We start from the raw sequence: 15038 nt of genomic DNA on the forward strand, positions 1-15038 counted from the left end.
AGCCGGGCTTCGCCTTCGGCGAAGCCCGGGACTTTCCTACAGGTTTTCGAACCGGTTGATATCAAACACGCCGGCTTCAATTGGCCGCTGCTCATGCAGCCATGCCGTCACGTCCTCCAGAACATTCCAGAAATCCGGATGCGTGCGCCGCACTCCCCAGCGCATCACCAACGCTTCAAAGTCGTCCTGCTTTTCCACCACGCCGAGATGTCGACTGAATTGCTCCACTTCATTGGCGGGCACATCGAACATGAAGTTCGGGTAGCTGCCGATGATGCCGGGGTAGACCACCAGATAATCATTCTCCGGCTCGTAGCGCAGTTCCTCACCGAGCATGAAGGCCACATTGCTGTGTGCGCGGTTGCGCACCAGCGTGTAGACGGTGCGCTCGCCGTTCTCATGCTGCACGCGCAGATAGCTGGCATCGGGCAGTTTGCGAATGCCCGGCAATTGCTCGGCCCGCACGGAGGCCAGGCGTGACAGGTGGGCGTCCGTTTCCTGGATCCATTCGGGTTGATCCGGGCGCTGGCAGTCGCCGTCTGCGCAGCGGTTGATCGCATCCTGGGCCATGACATTGATGTCGGCAAAACGCTCCAGCATGCGCACTCCCAGCTCCTGCTTGGGTGCATCCGTGGCAAAGGGCTCGGCGGTGGGTGTGCGGTTATCCAGTGGCGCATAGGTGATATGGCTTTTCAGCTGGCCGCTGCCTCGATACCAGTCATCCAGTTCGACCTTGCGCGCGCCGGGAGGGAGCAAACGCAGGAAGTTATGCTCCGATCCGTTGCGGATCAGATCAAAGTACAGACGGGTCTGGAGCTGATGCGACACATTGCCGAACACATTGAAATTCACCACCAGTTCATAATAGGTGCGCTCGAACAGCGGGTAATCCATCCACCAGATGGTTTGCGGCACTCGGCCGATCAGGCCGCGTTCCACCGTGGCGCTGTCGTGGTGGCGGAAAATCGACAGCAGCGCATTGGTGTTGTGGCCGTCGCCATCCCATATCTGATTCAGTGAGGCGCCATCCTGATAGGCGGCGGCATAGGCCTCGCTGCGCAGGGTCATGTAACGATTGCGCCGATCACGGTACTCGCGCCAGTGGCTGCCCGCTTTGAGCAGATCATCATCCTGACCGGGCAAGCCGAGCAGTGGTGCGACACGATGATGATAGGCGCCCTCGGTAATGAACAGATCATGGTCCGGATCCTGGAACACCGCCCAGAAATGATCGCGTATCACGTCCGTGGCAATTTGCCCGCGACACACCGGGCCGCGAATAAAGGTGCGGGTAAAGTATTCGGCATGGTCAAGCATGAACTGGTAGCGCGCGCGGGGCGGGATGGCGGCGAAGGTGACGAAGGGATTGGCGCGCTCGGTATAGCTATAGCCGGGCAGGGTGTCGACACGCCAGTCATCGGCCAGGAACAGTGTTTCGATACGCTCGCGCAGGCCATCGTCCACCGGGAAAGTGATGTGCCGCTTGTGCACGATACTGCCCTGCACCGGACGGATGCGGTAATACACTGGCCCTGCAGGCGGATCATTCGGGCGCGGCGTGGCAATCGGTGTTATCGGTTCGCCGGGCGGCGTATGCGAACGCACCATCTGGAAGAAACGATCCGGGCGCTCGTCGGCAGCATGCAGATCGGCGAAGTGCAGATGAGCGAGGAACAGATGCTCGAACAGCCAGCGGGATACCAGCTGCTGGCGCTTGTTGTCCTGATTCAGCCAGGCTTCCCAATCATCAATGACGGCTTGCTCGGCATCATTGGCCCGGGTCGGCTCGGAGGCGATTTCTGCACCCTGTGCCAGCCAGGCGCTGATGATTGAAAATTCCTTGTCGCTCAGCCCGGTCACGCCGAGGGGCATGCCGCCGAGCGGATGCTTGCGTGCGTAGTCGTCGAATTCATCACGGGCGACACACTGGTTGCTGCGGGTGATGCCCAGTTCGAGGTCATCGGGCAGGCGGCTGTTCGGCTGGAACGGGCGTTGCTTGCCGAGGGCCAGCATGTTGTAGAGCAGGGACTCATGTTCGGCATCGCTCTCCAGCACGGAATGAAAGCCCAGTGCGCGCCAGGCAGCTTCGCCTTGCGCATCCATGCCCAGTCGTGTCGGCGTTTGCGCGGTGGTGCGGCTGCCGTCATAGGCTTCCTTTTCATGCCCGCCACGCACCAGACCTTCTGCGGTTTCCAGCTTCAACTGACAGGGTGCGTCGTAGCAGCTGTGGCAGGTCAGGCACTTGGTCTCCAGAATCGGGCGAACGTCATCGTGATAGCTGACGGTGCGCTTGACGGGGTCCGGCAATGGCAGGGGTTCGGGAAGATTGCGAGCCGGGTCGGCGCAGGCGAGCAGTGTCAGCAGCAGCGCCAGTACAGCAGCCAGTGCAAAGGAGAGGGCAGGCAGGCGAAAAAGGGACATAGGACCACGCTCCGTGTGAGGTTCAGCCAGTCCATCCTAAAGACCGGCTATCGGTGGTGCTACACGTTCAATGAAATTTTGCGTGATCAGATCCACTCCATGATCATCGCCAGGGTCACGCACGAGACGGCCAGGGCGAGGGTCGACAGCGCGATCGCCAGGTAGGTCAGGCCCATCATGTCTGCGGGGGCGTTGCGTCGTGAGGTGCTGTTGAGTTGGCCGGTGGTGGGGTCGGCGCTGGTGCGTAGCAGATCGACCATTTTTTCGATCTGCTCGTCGTTGAAGCTGTAGGGGTCAAAGCGGGTCTGGCCGAAGGCGCGGAGTTGCTGGAGCACCTCTCGGGCGGCGGGCACGTATTTCATGGACCAGTCGTTGAAGCTGCGTACGTCGATATCGCGTACTCTCAGGACGCGGATATCGGTATGCCGGGGATCGTCGCTGATGCGTGAGAACAGGGCCTGCACGGCGGCGCGCTCGCCTTCGATGCACTGGAAGAAGCAGCCGTCACCATAGTAGAGGACGCCCACGAGGCGGCGGCGGGGGTTGTTGCGGCGCGACGACATAAGGATGCGACCGACATGCGGTTCTACGCCGTTTTCCCGTGGCCCGGGCTCGAAGGTGGCGCGGCTGATATAGGTGATCTGGATGAGATCGGTCATGGCTGAAGCCCTTTATTTTCCCCACAAGCAAGGGAAACATGGCGCGGGGCAGGAGCGCGTGAAGATGCTGGTCAGGCTTGGTGTATTCCGGGTTTGGGCGCTTCGTAGCACGGCATCGGTGAGGGGGAGTCCCTTCCAGAAGCCGCCGTGAACCCGTCCCTGGGGGCTTGCGTTCGGCGTCCTGCCTCACACACTTCTGGAAGGGACTCCCCCTCACCGATGCCTTGGATCGGAGGATTCGTCCACCTGTGAGCTCAGTCCTCGGAGTTCGTGCTGGTCCAGCCACTCCAGCAGGAATGGCTGTCGGTGCTCACCCGCCAGCAGCCTTGAACCTGAACCGGTGTGCCCGCTGAGACATTACCGCTAAGGAATTCGGTTTCGCGATGGAAATACAGCTGAAAGTCTGCATCATCCCTGGATCTGAAGTTAACGTGACCAGATACGGCCAGGAAGATGTCTTCTTCAGTGATCTCATCTCCCTCCATCATCATGAAGTCATGCTTGATCGTGCATTCTCCGCCACTAGTGGGATTGCGCGTTGCATAACGTCTTACCAAGCGGAATTCATGATCTTCGGCATCCAGGGTTTTATTGTTCAATTCGCTGGCTTCGATATTGAACAACAAGGTCCAGCGGGAGAATTGCCCGCTTCCTGAACTGTAGTTGGCCACCTGATACCAGAAAGGCTCGTTGGTGGAGCAACGGGTCCCGAGAAACGCGTTGACTTCACGATCAAGAGGAATGGCATTCTGATTGCCGGATAGCATATGCCCCGTCAGAAACCGCCGCTCCTCTGAATCGCCACCACAGGCCGCCACCAGCAGGGCCGCCATAACCACCAGCACATACCGCATCGTTCTTGTCCTCATCACAGAGCCTGCCCCGCATTCTGCGCAGGTTGGTACTTACGCACAACATCCCTGTCGAGGCGGAAAGCGGAAATGCGTCGCATATCCGATATCCGGGCGATCGAGCGGGTTGAACAGCGTTCAGGACGCGGCGACTGGAAAAGGTGTGAGATGTTTCGGCAGATACAGGGGGTGGGCCGGTTCGCCAGAGCCGTTCAAGCGCAGGGCGTGCCAGGGTGGCAGCAGGGCGCGTACCTGGCGGGCGCGGTCCAGATGGTGGCCGTGGTTACCCCAGCCGCCCACGATCACGGCGGCGTCGGCGGCGAGGCGGCGGAGCCACTGATCGTTGCGCGGGCCGATGGGGTCGGTGGCGGCTTTCAGGTCTTCGGGGTAGGTGGCGCGCCAGGCGAACAGGTTGGCGACGCACAGGCCGCTGTAGCCCCAGTCGCGGGCAAAGCCGATGCAGCGGCGAATGGTGGGGTCATCCTGGCGGTGATCGGCGGTGGACGGGTTCAGGCCAATGATCAGTGCATAGTCATCACCGTCGCCCCACCAGCGCCACAGGGCGTAGCGGTACTGGCGGCAGCGGGAAAAGTTGGCGGCGCGGCGCAGGTCTGTCATGGGGCAAGGAGTGTAGGGCCTTGGGCGAGGCGCGCCAACCGCGTGGTGGCTGGCGAACCGACTCACGGGGTGATATTTCCGGTCAGTGTGTATCCCCGGGCGGGCGTGTAGTGTCCTGCTTCTCCTATAAGCCGATTCCACGACGTGCACCGGGTGTAACCATGGATTTCAACGACGTTCTGCATCAGCGCCGCAGTATCCGCGCCTTCAGCGACCGGCCTGTGGCCCCTGAAACCCTCGACGCGCTGCTGGCGGATGCGCTGGCTTCGCCCAGCTGGTCCAACACTCAACCGTATCGGGTGGCGGTGGCCACCGGCGAGCAGGTGGAGCGTTTGCGCCGGGTGTTGAGCGAGCGCTTTGCCCGGGTCGCCACGCTGCAACGGGCGCCGGCGTGGAAAAAGCTGGCGGCGGCGGTGCGCGGCGGTGTGCTGCCCGACGGTGATTTCAAGCCGATCCTGAAATACCCGGCGGACCTGCAACCGCGCCGGGTGGCCACCGGGCATGGTCTGTACCAGACGCTGGGTATCGCCCGGAGCGATCATGCCGCGCGGGACGCGCAAATGGCGCGCAATTTCAGTTTCTTCGATGCGCCGGTGGCGATGTTTATCTTTGCGCACAAGGGGTTGGGCGCCTATTCGGCGCTGGATGCCGGCATTTTCCTGCAAAGTCTGATGTTGTCGGCGACCAACCGGGGGCTGGGCACGTGTGCGCAGGGCGCGCTGGCGCTGTGGCGTTCGCCGCTGGAGGCCGAGTTCGAGATTCCGAAGGACTATCAACTGCTGTGCGGCCTGTCGCTGGGCTATCCCGCTGATGAGGTGGTGAATACCTATCGCCCGGACCGGCGCACGCTGGACGAACTGGTGCTGAGTAATAGAACGTAAAGTGACGTTGAGGTGACCAGGGCAGGGGCGCACACTGGAGGTACAGTCATTACACAGGAGCGTGTCATGAGTGATCATCACACTTATCGCAAGACCGAGGTTGTCGGCTCATCGAAAAAAAGCATCGAGGGCGCGATTGAAAATGCCCTGGCCGAGTGTGCCAAGACCGTGCGCCACATGGAGTGGTTTGAAGTGACCGAGACGCGTGGGCATATCGTCGATGGCAAACTCGGTCACTATCAGGTGTCGCTCAAGGTCGGCTTCCGGGTAGAAGGGAGTTGATCAGGCCGCCTGTTCCTCGGGCGCCATGAGGTAAGGCAGCAAACACCGCGCCACATCAAGGCGTGGCTGGTAATGCATGAACAGCCCGCTCAGTGATCCGAACACCCGCGCCAGCAAAATGAAATCGGCGGGCAGGGTGTCCACCGGATCATCGGACGCCTGCTGGAGCAGCTCACGCGCCGTGGCGGCCAGCATTTCTGCCGAGGGCCATTCCGCGCCGTCGGCACCGCGCAGTGCAGCATCACGAAACTGCTTCAGCAAGGCTTCCGAAAACGCCAGCAATGTTGCCGGGTTGCCACTGCGGGTGACAAAACCCAGTGCCGCCAGTTGCGTGGCGATGGTGTCGCTGTCGCCGATAATGGCGGCTTGCAGAACCCGGAAATAGCCAGCGCGTCGGTTGCCACTGACCGGGTCATGGCCGAAGAGTGCGGTACAACCGAAATCCAGCAGCACCAGATCGCCGTCTTCGCTGACCAGCAGGTTGCCGGGATGCGGGTCGGCCTGGAACATGCCCAGCCGTAATACCTGATGAAAATAGACATCCAGCAGGCGATACAACAGGCGGTCCACCGTGGCGCTGTCCCCGGCGGCGCGGGCTTCATCCAGCACTGTGGTGAACTTGCGCCCGTGGATGAATTCGCTGGTCATGACGCGTGCGCTGCACAGCGCTTGTACAGGCTCCGGTGCCCGCACACCCGGCACACAGGCCAGTTCGTGATGCATGATACGGGTCATGCGCGTTTCACTGATGTAGTCCAGCTCATCGCGCACGCTGCGTTCGATTTCACCCACGATGGTGGGCATGTCGGTGGGGGGCAGCAGACTGCTGACGCTGTCCAGAAAAATGCGCAGTAATGCCAGATCCATCTCGATGATGTCCGCCAGCCCGGGCCGCTGCACCTTGACCGCCACATCGCGACCGTCGTGCAGCCGCGCCCGGTGTACCTGGCCGATGCTCGCGCAGGCCAGCGGCTCGGCGTCGAACTCAGCAAACAGCTCGGCCAGCGGCTTGCCGAAGTCGGCTTCCAGTACCGCGCGCACTTGCTCAAAGGATTCGGGGGCCGCCTGGTCCTGCAACACGGCCAGTTCATCCACCCAGGCCTGCGGCAACAGGTCGGGGCGTGTAGACAGCAGCTGGCCGATCTTCAGAAAGGCGCCGCCCTGTTTCAGCGAGGTATCGCGAAAACGTCGTGCGTTCTTGCGGTGCAGCGTTTGCAGTGCTGCATCACGCTGCGCCATGGGGATAAAGGCACTGCGCGTGCCCCAGAAGCGATAGCTGGCCGCCACCTTGGTCAGCATCCAGCCGGTGATGCCCAGGCGCTTCAGACGCGCGGGCCAGCGGCCCACTTCCGCAGCGAGTTGCTGGCATTCGGTGGCCATGTCGCTGGCGCCGCTTTCCACCAGCCGCCAGGCGGTGCGCGTTTGCTCGGCGAGCGCGCGGCCCTGCCAGGCGGCCTTTTCCAGGGTGGTGATGCTGGCGTCCAGAATCGCCATCCAGGCACGCAGGCCGCCGTCGGTGCTGCGTTCGTCGGCGAAGTCGTGCAGTGCCTGCCAGCGATCTTCGGTGCGGGGCGTCAGGTCCTTGTTGCCATGAGCCATGGGGCCGTCTCCGTCGAATAATCCGTCAAGGTAATATTTTGTAGTACAGTGTTGCGTCATAAAAAGCCGCCTCGCGGGCGGCTGCGGTGGTGCTACATAAAGCGGGCTACAACTTGTCGATACAGTCCGTGCACAGCCACACCGCCGGTGCACCGGGGACGCTGCTGAGCCCGCGGAAGGCCCGCTGGCCCCGGCCTAATGCCACACCGCACCGGATACACTGATCCGGCCGGTTGATGATCACGTCCTGCCAGGCGTCCACCGCCTCCATCAGGGCTGCGGCTTCTTCGCCCCCTTCAGTGGCGGGCACACGCGGTGTATGGCCGCGCTCACCCCGTGCGGAGGCTGCCAGACGGCGGGCATCGCGAGTGACGTTCCCGACCAGGCTGGCGGAATCCGCCACGATGTTGTCCACCAGATTGAAGGTGTCTTCCAGCACATGGCGGATCAGATGCGACACGCTGACGCGCTCGCGCTCGGCGGCATCCTTCAGGGTGCTTTCCAGATCCCGGGGGACCCGGGTCTGGATCACCCGATCCTTGCGTTCGGTGTCATCGCTGGGCTTGCGGCCCCGGCGGCGCGGGCTGTCTGGCATGTCGCTGTCCGACTGTCGTTTAATGTAGTACAAAATAAAGGATCAGCAGCAGCGGGTCAAGTGGAGGGGTCAGCTGGTGACCTGCACCGACGCCTCGAAGGCGATATGGTCTGCCAGGATGGCCAGTTCGCCGGGCGCTTCCGGCGCATGCCAGGCGCCGTTGGCCAGCGTGCCGCCGTCCGGGGAGTGCAGATCGAAGTAGTACAGGGGGCCGGCGAGGCGATGCTGGCCGCTGAGCGAGGTTTTCACCAGAAAACGCTCGTCCACGGTCGCCCTGGGGAAATAGTGGTGCCCACCGAGAACGATGGTCTGATTGCTCTGGGCAATGACCTGCCCGCGCCAGATGGCTTTCATGGCATACCCCCGGAAAATGATGCCCTGTAAAAAATGAACCTGATTCATGATTATTGATGCCTCAAGAATACTGTATTCGGGCATCACGGGAATCATGCCACGACGCAATGGCGCGATGTGACCGGGTGTGGCGTGTACGGACAAAAAAGTGCCAGTGATAGCGCCGCAGTGGGCCCAGAGCAGGGCCCCGCCCGTGCCGGGCGGGGCGAAGGGCTCAGGAGCCTACCGCCTCGGGCAACGGGCTCGCCGCTGCCACCAGCGCGGCATAGTCTGGGCTGGCTTCCCTGAGCGCTTCAGGTGCGCCGCGTGCCGCCAGGTACTCGGGGCGCGGCGCTGGCGCTGCATAGGGGCGGCGCAGGCTGTTGCGCACGCTGTTGAACACAAAAAAGATGTTCGAGCGTGGCAGCGGGCTGATGTTTTCGCTGCTGCCGTGCAATACGTTGCAGTCGAACAGCACGATACTGCCTGCCTTCCCGGTGGCCTGGCGGATGCCGCCTTGCGTGCACAGCTGCTGGACAAATTCGGCGGGCGGTGTGCCCAGTTGCTGCGCCTTCAGCGACTGCTCGTAGTGGCGCGCTGGCGTTTCGCCGGGGCAACTGATGAAAGTGCGATGAGATCCCGGGACCAGCATGAGCGGCCCGTTGAAGGGGGTGTTGTCGGTCAGGCTGACACTGGCGGACAGCGCGCGCATGCGCGGCATCCCGTCTTCGGCATGCCAAGTTTCGAAATCGGAATGCCAGTAGAAGCCCTTGCCGCTCAGCCCCGGTTTGAAGTTCACCCGGGCCTGATGAATGTATACCTCATCATCCAGCAGGAAGCGGGCCAGACGCAGCAGGCGCGGGTCGCGCGTCAGTGCGTCGTACACCGGGCTGTGACGATGCGGCGCAAACAGGGAGCGCAGGGCGCCGGTGTTCGCTTCGGTGATGGCTTCCGGGCGAGCCAGGAGCCGGGTGTCGCCGCTCAAGCGGCCCAGTTCCTCGCGGAACAGCGCCACCTCCTCGGCGCTGAACAGACCCTCCAGCACCAGGAAGCCGTCGCGGCACCACTGGTCATATTGCTGGCGCGTCAGCGGCGCGTCGGCGGACCAGGGTTGCCAGGCGCAGGGTTCAAGACGTGGCAGGGCCGCAGCGGGCCCATGATGACGGGACGGATAAACATCCTTCATGACTGACTACTCCATGAATATCAGGTTATCTGTCTTGGGGACTTACCGTGGGTCATCTAGGGGCGATGGTGCAAATTTCAAGGGTATAATGCGGCCTCCTTTTCCGCGTTGTATCCGGAGCTGCCATGCATTGTCTGACCCTCACCCCGCGCTTTTACGAAACCGATGCTTTCGGCCATATCAACAACACCGTGGTGGCCGGCTGGTTCGAAACCGGCCGTGCAACGGTGTTCGAGCTGTTCGCCGAGGCGGACAAGCCTGCGGTGATGCCGTTGATCCTGGCGCGCATCGAGGTGGATTTCGTCGGCCAGATCTATTACGGCGCCGAGGTGGAAATCCGCACGCGGGTCGGTGAGCTGGGCAACAGCTCCTTCGAGGTACTTCAGGAAGCCTGGCAGAAGGGCGCGCTGGTGGCTCGTGGCCGCGCCGTACAGGTGCATTTTGATCATGCGACCCAGCGCAGCGCACCGCTGAGCGACGACAAGCGCCGCCTGCTTGAAGGGCTGCGCTGAACCCGCGTGGTTTGAACATTCCTGTCGCGTCAGGGTCTTATTCTCCGCGCTGTTTCTTTTTCAGGAGTATCTGATGTTTTTACGATGGGTATCCGGGGTGGTCAGTCTGATTGTGCTGTCCGGTCTTGCCATGGTCGCGTTGGCAGCGGAAAAACTGCCTGCCGAACTGGACGTGGACGGCACGAAGCTGGTGCTCAACGGAGAAGGCGTACGCAACCGCTTTTTCATGGATATTTACACCGCCGGGCTGTATCTGAGCGAAACCAACGGCAACGCCGAAGAGATCGTGCAAAAAGATGCAGTGCAGGCGGTGCGCCTGAAAATTACCTCGTCGCGCGTTTCCCGAGCCCGTTTTATCGATTCCATCGAGGACGGTATACGCAAGTCCGCCGGTGATGACTTTCCACGTTATGCGCCTTTTATCGATGAGCTGCGCGAAGAAATGGACGCCCAGGATATCCAGATCAACGTGGGTGACCTGTTCGGCTTCGATTACGTTCCCGGCGAGGGCACACGCATCCTGCGCAATGGTGAAGTGATGCGTGTCATCGAGGGTCTGGATTTCAAACAGGTGCTGTTCGGCATCTACCTGGGCAACGACCCGATCCAGGATTCCCTGAAACGTGAAATGCTGGGCGAAGGTGTGTAAAAAGAAAGGCTGTGTAGAACGAGAAAGTATGGCATGAGGAAGATGTCCCCCTTGCTGTGCGGGCCGCTGCTCTGGTTTGGCGCTGCCCCCGTCCATGCCGCAGGCGGCCACTATGCGGTGGACGACGCCACCCTGGCTGATCCGGGCCGATGCCAGTTCGAGGCCTGGTACACCCACGCCGACAGCAACCATCGCAGCGTGACCGCGCTGCCTGCCTGCAACCCCACGGGCAACCTTGAACTGACTCTGGGCATGACCCGCGAGTGGCTGGAAGACGGCAATGACACCGAAGTGGAGTTCGCCGGGAAGACGCTGCTGCGCGATCTGGAAGAGGGCGGCATGGGTGTTGCACTGTCGGTGGCCACCTTCTGGCGCAACGAGACCGATCGCTTCGAGGCTGTTGAAGTCGTGCTGCCAGTGAGCGTTCCGGTGAATGACCGCCTGCTCACCCACGTCAACGTGGGCTGGGGCCGGGAGCGCGGTGAACAGGACGACGCACTTTGGGGCCTGGGGGCCGAATTGGATCTGAACCATGGCTTCAGTCTGATTGGCGAGAGCTACGGCAGCCACCGCGGCGGCACCCGGCTGGGCGCGGGTTTGCGCTACGCGATCGGGCCGGTCGATCTTGATCTGGCCTGGGACCGCTCACGCGCCGAGCGTCACGATGACGCCGTCATCGCTGGTGCCGCCATCGCATTCTGATATCCGGTTAAGGATTTCGACGGCCTGTTATCGAACCACGAATGCATTCGAGGCCAGTGGGTGTAGCGAGGCCACACTGCACGCCTGCCGCGACAGCGTGCTCAGGAAGATGCGCCAGACCGGCATCGGTACACCCGGGTAGGGCTTGATGGTGACATCCATGCCACCTTGTCGGGTACCGAGGTAGTGCATTGAAAAAAGCAGATCCAGAGCGCCGCTATCGGGATTCAGTGGCGCGCGGAACTGGGGCAGGTTCCATCGGGCCGACTGCGCCAGCACCGTGCCTATGGCCTGGCCATCTTGCGAGCGGGCACCCTCGCCGAGGCCGCAGCCCTCTTCGCCACACAGGATGCTGCCGATCAACAGCAACAGCGCATTGGTGCACAGCGCCTGGGGCGCCATGATGTCATGGCAGTGCGCCACGACAGATTGCGGCACGCTCAGTATGGCAAACGGGTGGTGATAATGCAGATCGCGGTGGTCGGGCCCCGGCACGCTGTAGGGCACCGAGGGCGTGACAGTGACGGAGAGTGCCGAGAACAGCGTGTCGGCATCAACCTGGGTGGCCCGATGACGGGCGGCGGCAGGGATAAGTAGCCTGCGCATGGGTAACCTCCTTGTGTTTTTCGGGATGCATCCTGCATCACCAGAGACCCCACACTAATATATTTGTTCTCCGTCGTCACGATGCGGGGGTAGCATTATGTGACGTGGTGACAATCCCAGCATGGTCGTTTCGCCCTGGTAGCGTTCCCCACCGGTGACGGTGAACTCGAACTGGTACACGCGCCGCATCCGCAGACGACCGTCGGAGTCCCGCGCCAACCGTGTCTGGCGCAAGGCCACGGTCTGATCCAGCAACACCACGCCCTCGCGCTGGCAGCGCAACCGGGTCGCCAGCAATGCCCGCTCGCGCACACCCTGACCGCGCCAGATCAACGCCCCGGCGGCCAGCGCCATCAATAATCCGACCAGCTGGAAAAAACTCATGCGCTACTCCCGTGACGAAATCGCTGGCGGTATTCGCCGGGTGAAACGGCCACCTCCTTGCGAAACAGGCGCCGGAAGGAGCTGACATCGGCGTAACCCACTTGGGTGATGATGTGCTCCAGGGGCAGGTCGGTCTGTTCCAGCAGGCGTTTGGCCGTGTCGATCCGCATCTTCTGCAAGTAGTGTCCCGGCGGCATGCCGGCCACTTCTCTGAAGCGGCGGATGAATGAGCGCTCACTCATGTTGGCCCAGGCGGCCATGTCACTCACAGACAGAGGCTTGTCGAGCTGTTCGCGCATGCGGTCGATCACCCGTTCAAGGGCACTGTCACGGCTGGCGGTGAGATGCTCGGCGTTCAGATAAGGCGCCTGCGACGCACTGGCCGGGTCCACCAGCATGATGCGCGCGCAGGCGCTGGCCACCTGTGCATTCATGTAGCGGCTGATCAGCCTCAGGCAGACATGCATCCACGAGGCCGCCGAACCGCCACACAACAGGTTGCCATCCTCGGTCACTACATCCCGCGGATGCAGATCGACCGCCGGGTAGCGGCGCCGGAACGATTTGGTGAGCCACCAACTGGTGGTGGCGCGGCGACCGTCAAGCAAACCGGCTTCGGCCAGCACAAAGGTACCACTGCAGATGCCGCACAGCACCTTGCCCGCGTGATGCTGGGCCTTGAGCCAGCTCAGATAACCTTCGGGCATGGCTGACACATAGTGGCTGACCTCGCGGCCCGTGCGGTGGTTGAAGCCGGGAATGATGATGATGTCAGCCTCGCGGGCGCGCATGTAATTGCCCTCCACCGGCAGCATGAACCCGGCGGAACTGCGGACCGGCTTGCCATCCACCGACACCACCGTCCAGCTGAACCGCTGCTGCGCGGGCAAATCGGCCAGGTCTGCCTGGATATTGGCGATATTCAGTACCTCGAGCGGCCCGGTGACGCCTGTCGCCAATATGTCATCAACAGCGAAAACTGTCACTTTTGGCATAAATAACACCCTATTCATGGCGTAATCAGCAATAAGAATGTCAATAACGCCACTCTTGCCGGGGCCTGTCAAGGCGTAATCTGGGAAACGTCAATCAAGGCAGGGAGGTGCGACATGCGCACAGTAACCGGCAACTTCTACGACGAACTGTCCCGCGAACTGTTTGATCGCGATACCCGCCTGGCGCGGCCCGCCAGTCATATACCGGTGGCCAGCGAGCTGGCTCGCTTGAGTGCGCCACTGGCCATGGCCAGTGTAGGGGCCGGATTGCTGATGCTGGCAGGTCTGGCCGGCGCAGCGCTGGGCCTGATACCGGCCCACGCAGGCAGTCTGTTTCTGGTGGCGATGGCCTGGGTGATGGTGGCGCTGGCACTGGATGGTGAGCGCCCGGTGTTCATGCTGGCGGCGGTGGCCAATCTGTTGGTCACGCTGCTGGCGCTGTACCACAGCGCGGCACTGCTCCCCATCTACGGCGCTCATGGCCTGCTGGTGGGCATCGCCCTGCTGGATCGCGTGGCCCTGAATCGCGGCGCCGTACAAATCTGGTTCGGCGCCGAACTGGCCGCGCTCGCCGCACTGGTGGTGACGCACCTGTAAATGTGCCCCCGGCTGCTGCTCGGGGCGAACCCGAGCAGCAGGTCCCGCACCATGATGGCCTGGTGCGCGTGCGCGCTATCAGCATGCCCGGCCGGTCTGATGGTGCCAGTCAAGGCGGTTAATCCACCTCGGCCCGGGCGAGATTGGTGAACGGCTCCATCTTGCGGGTGCCACCGCCGTCTGCCGGAGGCACCACCACTTCCTCGCCATCCACTTTGGGTGGGATGTACTCGGTGCCCAGCAGGCGCGACTCCGCAAAACGCACGAACTCCAGCGTACGTGCCGGCAACGAACGCTTGTTGCCGAACACCATGTAGTAATCCAGGTTTGGCAGCGTGTACTCCGGTAACAGATGGACCAGCTTGCCCGACGCGATATCGTGCGGCACCGCATCGTTGTTCAGCACCGCAATGCCCTGGTGGGTGGTCACCCAGTTATAGAGCACCGCCGTGCTGTTGGTGAACAGCGTGGCGCGTACGTGGGTGGTGCGCGGCCGCGTCCGGGTCTTGAACGGCCAGGTTTCCTTGAAGCCCCCCTCACAATCCAGTGCCATGCACAGGTGCTTGCGCAGATCTGCCGGTGTTTCAATGGGCGGCTTGCCCTTGAGGTATTCCGGCGTGGCACACACGAAGGCCGGGTTTTCGAACACCTTGCGTGCCATCAGGTTGGAATCCGACGGACGGTTCAATACCACCGCGACATCGCAACCATCACGAACAAAATCCACATGCCGATCACTGAACTGCATCTCCAGTGTTACTTTCGGGAACATGTAGGTGTAGTCCGCCACAATCGGCTCGAAGATACCGCCCTTCAAGGCGGTGCTGATGATGACCTTGAGACTGCCCATGGGCGTGTGCCCATAGCGATGTACCGTTTGCACCGCATCATCCAGATCAGAAAAGATGGTCTCAAGCCGGTTGTACAGGCGGCAGCCGCTTTCTGTCATGCGGTTGGACCGGGTGCGGCGGTAAACAAGTTGCGTGCCAATGTCGGTTTCAAGGCGATGCAGGCGCTTTTTGACGGATGCAGGCGCCATGCCTATATGTCGGGCTGCACCGGCGATGGTCCCTGCCTTGATGACAGCCACGAAGATATCCAGGTCGGTTATACGGTTCATGGCAAGTTCCTTTGTTATTCGCATGATGTCAAAATGACATCACTCTCC

General features: G+C 61.9%; 18 protein-coding genes. 6 read left to right on the forward strand and 12 right to left on the reverse strand.

Annotation, left to right across the window (positions count from 1 at the left end):
• Nucleotides 1–36 precede the first annotated feature (36 nt).
• The 4 genes from DKW65_RS03765 to DKW65_RS03780 form a co-directional block, all read right to left on the reverse strand.
• A complete protein-coding gene (locus DKW65_RS03765; protein ID WP_111656005.1) occupies nucleotides 37–2421 on the reverse strand; it encodes a fatty acid cis/trans isomerase in 2385 nt (794 codons plus the stop codon).
• A gap of 86 nt (nucleotides 2422–2507) precedes the next feature.
• A complete protein-coding gene (locus DKW65_RS03770; protein ID WP_111656006.1) occupies nucleotides 2508–3080 on the reverse strand; it encodes a BLUF domain-containing protein in 573 nt (190 codons plus the stop codon).
• Nucleotides 3081–3334: 254 nt separating this feature from the next.
• The gene (locus DKW65_RS03775) at nucleotides 3335–3934 is read right to left on the reverse strand and encodes a hypothetical protein (protein WP_111656007.1); all 600 of its coding nucleotides are present in this window, start codon (nucleotides 3932–3934) and stop codon (nucleotides 3335–3337) included.
• A gap of 135 nt (nucleotides 3935–4069) precedes the next feature.
• On the reverse strand, nucleotides 4070–4549 hold the full coding sequence (locus DKW65_RS03780) for a DUF1643 domain-containing protein (RefSeq protein ID WP_111656008.1): 480 nt from the start codon (nucleotides 4547–4549) through the stop codon (nucleotides 4070–4072).
• Between the two features lie 161 nt (nucleotides 4550–4710).
• Between DKW65_RS03780 and DKW65_RS03785 the strand changes: the two genes are divergently transcribed.
• A complete protein-coding gene (locus DKW65_RS03785) occupies nucleotides 4711–5430 on the forward strand; it encodes a nitroreductase (RefSeq protein WP_111656009.1) in 720 nt (239 codons plus the stop codon).
• A gap of 66 nt (nucleotides 5431–5496) precedes the next feature.
• Nucleotides 5497–5712 (forward strand): dodecin, encoded by a 216-nt coding sequence (locus DKW65_RS03790; protein WP_111656010.1) that lies wholly within the window; start codon nucleotides 5497–5499, stop codon nucleotides 5710–5712.
• On the opposite strand, the gene DKW65_RS03795 is transcribed toward DKW65_RS03790, so the two are convergent.
• The 4 genes from DKW65_RS03795 to thpD all read right to left on the reverse strand — a co-directional run bounded on the left by DKW65_RS03795 (nucleotide 5713) and on the right by thpD (nucleotide 9425).
• Nucleotides 5713–7311 carry an ABC1 kinase family protein gene (locus DKW65_RS03795; RefSeq protein WP_111656011.1) on the reverse strand — a complete coding sequence of 533 codons (1599 nt, stop codon included), beginning with the start codon at nucleotides 7309–7311 and terminating at the stop codon, nucleotides 5713–5715.
• 106 nt (nucleotides 7312–7417) lie between these two features.
• Nucleotides 7418–7906, reverse strand: a complete 489-nt coding sequence (locus DKW65_RS03800; protein ID WP_162925681.1) for a hypothetical protein — start codon at nucleotides 7904–7906, stop codon at nucleotides 7418–7420.
• A gap of 69 nt (nucleotides 7907–7975) precedes the next feature.
• Nucleotides 7976–8260, reverse strand: coding sequence for a DUF427 domain-containing protein (locus DKW65_RS03805; protein WP_162925682.1), 285 nt, complete (start codon nucleotides 8258–8260; stop codon nucleotides 7976–7978).
• Nucleotides 8261–8474: 214 nt separating this feature from the next.
• A complete protein-coding gene (gene thpD / locus DKW65_RS03810; RefSeq protein ID WP_111656014.1) occupies nucleotides 8475–9425 on the reverse strand; it encodes an ectoine hydroxylase in 951 nt (316 codons plus the stop codon).
• A 125-nt stretch (nucleotides 9426–9550) separates the two neighbouring features.
• On the opposite strand from thpD, the gene DKW65_RS03815 reads away from it, so the two are divergent.
• The 3 genes from DKW65_RS03815 (at nucleotide 9551) to DKW65_RS03825 (ending at nucleotide 11288) form a co-directional block, all read left to right on the forward strand.
• Nucleotides 9551–9937: an acyl-CoA thioesterase gene (locus DKW65_RS03815; protein WP_111656015.1), complete on the forward strand. Its 387-nt coding sequence runs from the start codon at nucleotides 9551–9553 to the stop codon at nucleotides 9935–9937.
• Between the two features lie 73 nt (nucleotides 9938–10010).
• Complete coding sequence (locus DKW65_RS03820) at nucleotides 10011–10586, forward strand: chalcone isomerase family protein (RefSeq protein WP_111656016.1); 576 nt, start codon at nucleotides 10011–10013, stop codon at nucleotides 10584–10586.
• Between the two features lie 33 nt (nucleotides 10587–10619).
• Nucleotides 10620–11288 carry a hypothetical protein gene (locus DKW65_RS03825; protein ID WP_162925683.1) on the forward strand — a complete coding sequence of 223 codons (669 nt, stop codon included), beginning with the start codon at nucleotides 10620–10622 and terminating at the stop codon, nucleotides 11286–11288.
• A 27-nt stretch (nucleotides 11289–11315) separates the two neighbouring features.
• On the opposite strand, the gene DKW65_RS03830 is transcribed toward DKW65_RS03825, so the two are convergent.
• From DKW65_RS03830 to DKW65_RS03840, 3 genes are read right to left on the reverse strand one after another with little or no spacing between them, the layout of a single operon-like run.
• A complete protein-coding gene (locus tag DKW65_RS03830) occupies nucleotides 11316–11894 on the reverse strand; it encodes a hypothetical protein (RefSeq protein WP_111656018.1) in 579 nt (192 codons plus the stop codon).
• A gap of 54 nt (nucleotides 11895–11948) precedes the next feature.
• Nucleotides 11949–12278 (reverse strand): DUF3301 domain-containing protein, encoded by a 330-nt coding sequence (locus DKW65_RS03835; protein WP_111656019.1) that lies wholly within the window; start codon nucleotides 12276–12278, stop codon nucleotides 11949–11951.
• On the reverse strand, nucleotides 12275–13273 hold the full coding sequence (locus DKW65_RS03840; RefSeq protein WP_162925684.1) for a GlxA family transcriptional regulator: 999 nt from the start codon (nucleotides 13271–13273) through the stop codon (nucleotides 12275–12277). The genes DKW65_RS03835 and DKW65_RS03840 overlap by 4 nt, the downstream gene beginning before the upstream one ends.
• Before the next feature lie 114 nt (nucleotides 13274–13387).
• On the opposite strand from DKW65_RS03840, the gene DKW65_RS03845 reads away from it, so the two are divergent.
• Nucleotides 13388–13870, forward strand: a complete 483-nt coding sequence (locus DKW65_RS03845; protein WP_111656021.1) for a hypothetical protein — start codon at nucleotides 13388–13390, stop codon at nucleotides 13868–13870.
• Nucleotides 13871–13988: 118 nt separating this feature from the next.
• Here DKW65_RS03845 and DKW65_RS03850 read toward each other — a convergent pair whose 3' ends face one another.
• Nucleotides 13989–14990: a LysR family transcriptional regulator gene (locus DKW65_RS03850; RefSeq protein ID WP_162925685.1), complete on the reverse strand. Its 1002-nt coding sequence runs from the start codon at nucleotides 14988–14990 to the stop codon at nucleotides 13989–13991.
• Nucleotides 14991–15038: the final 48 nt, after the last annotated feature.

Origin of the sequence: Isoalcanivorax indicus (assembly GCF_003259185.1) — a bacterium.
GTDB classification, from domain to species: domain Bacteria; phylum Pseudomonadota; class Gammaproteobacteria; order Pseudomonadales; family Alcanivoracaceae; genus Isoalcanivorax; species Isoalcanivorax indicus.

Coding starts and splice junctions, on each gene's coding strand:
- DKW65_RS03800 (WP_162925681.1), bottom strand. CDS start 7,906: ATGCCAGACAGCCCGCGCCGCCGGGGCCGCAAGCCCAGCGATGACACC.
- DKW65_RS03785 (WP_111656009.1), top strand. CDS start 4,711: ATGGATTTCAACGACGTTCTGCATCAGCGCCGCAGTATCCGCGCCTTC.
- DKW65_RS03775 (WP_111656007.1), bottom strand. CDS start 3,934: ATGCGGTATGTGCTGGTGGTTATGGCGGCCCTGCTGGTGGCGGCCTGT.
- DKW65_RS03770 (WP_111656006.1), bottom strand. CDS start 3,080: ATGACCGATCTCATCCAGATCACCTATATCAGCCGCGCCACCTTCGAG.
- DKW65_RS03815 (WP_111656015.1), top strand. CDS start 9,551: ATGCATTGTCTGACCCTCACCCCGCGCTTTTACGAAACCGATGCTTTC.
- DKW65_RS03765 (WP_111656005.1), bottom strand. CDS start 2,421: ATGTCCCTTTTTCGCCTGCCTGCCCTCTCCTTTGCACTGGCTGCTGTA.
- DKW65_RS03835 (WP_111656019.1), bottom strand. CDS start 12,278: ATGAGTTTTTTCCAGCTGGTCGGATTATTGATGGCGCTGGCCGCCGGG.
- DKW65_RS03825 (WP_162925683.1), top strand. CDS start 10,620: ATGAGGAAGATGTCCCCCTTGCTGTGCGGGCCGCTGCTCTGGTTTGGC.
- DKW65_RS03780 (WP_111656008.1), bottom strand. CDS start 4,549: ATGACAGACCTGCGCCGCGCCGCCAACTTTTCCCGCTGCCGCCAGTAC.
- DKW65_RS03840 (WP_162925684.1), bottom strand. CDS start 13,273: ATGCCAAAAGTGACAGTTTTCGCTGTTGATGACATATTGGCGACAGGC.
- DKW65_RS03845 (WP_111656021.1), top strand. CDS start 13,388: ATGCGCACAGTAACCGGCAACTTCTACGACGAACTGTCCCGCGAACTG.
- DKW65_RS03805 (WP_162925682.1), bottom strand. CDS start 8,260: ATGAAAGCCATCTGGCGCGGGCAGGTCATTGCCCAGAGCAATCAGACC.
- DKW65_RS03820 (WP_111656016.1), top strand. CDS start 10,011: ATGTTTTTACGATGGGTATCCGGGGTGGTCAGTCTGATTGTGCTGTCC.
- DKW65_RS03850 (WP_162925685.1), bottom strand. CDS start 14,990: ATGAACCGTATAACCGACCTGGATATCTTCGTGGCTGTCATCAAGGCA.
- thpD (WP_111656014.1), bottom strand. CDS start 9,425: ATGAAGGATGTTTATCCGTCCCGTCATCATGGGCCCGCTGCGGCCCTG.
- DKW65_RS03830 (WP_111656018.1), bottom strand. CDS start 11,894: ATGCGCAGGCTACTTATCCCTGCCGCCGCCCGTCATCGGGCCACCCAG.
- DKW65_RS03790 (WP_111656010.1), top strand. CDS start 5,497: ATGAGTGATCATCACACTTATCGCAAGACCGAGGTTGTCGGCTCATCG.
- DKW65_RS03795 (WP_111656011.1), bottom strand. CDS start 7,311: ATGGCTCATGGCAACAAGGACCTGACGCCCCGCACCGAAGATCGCTGG.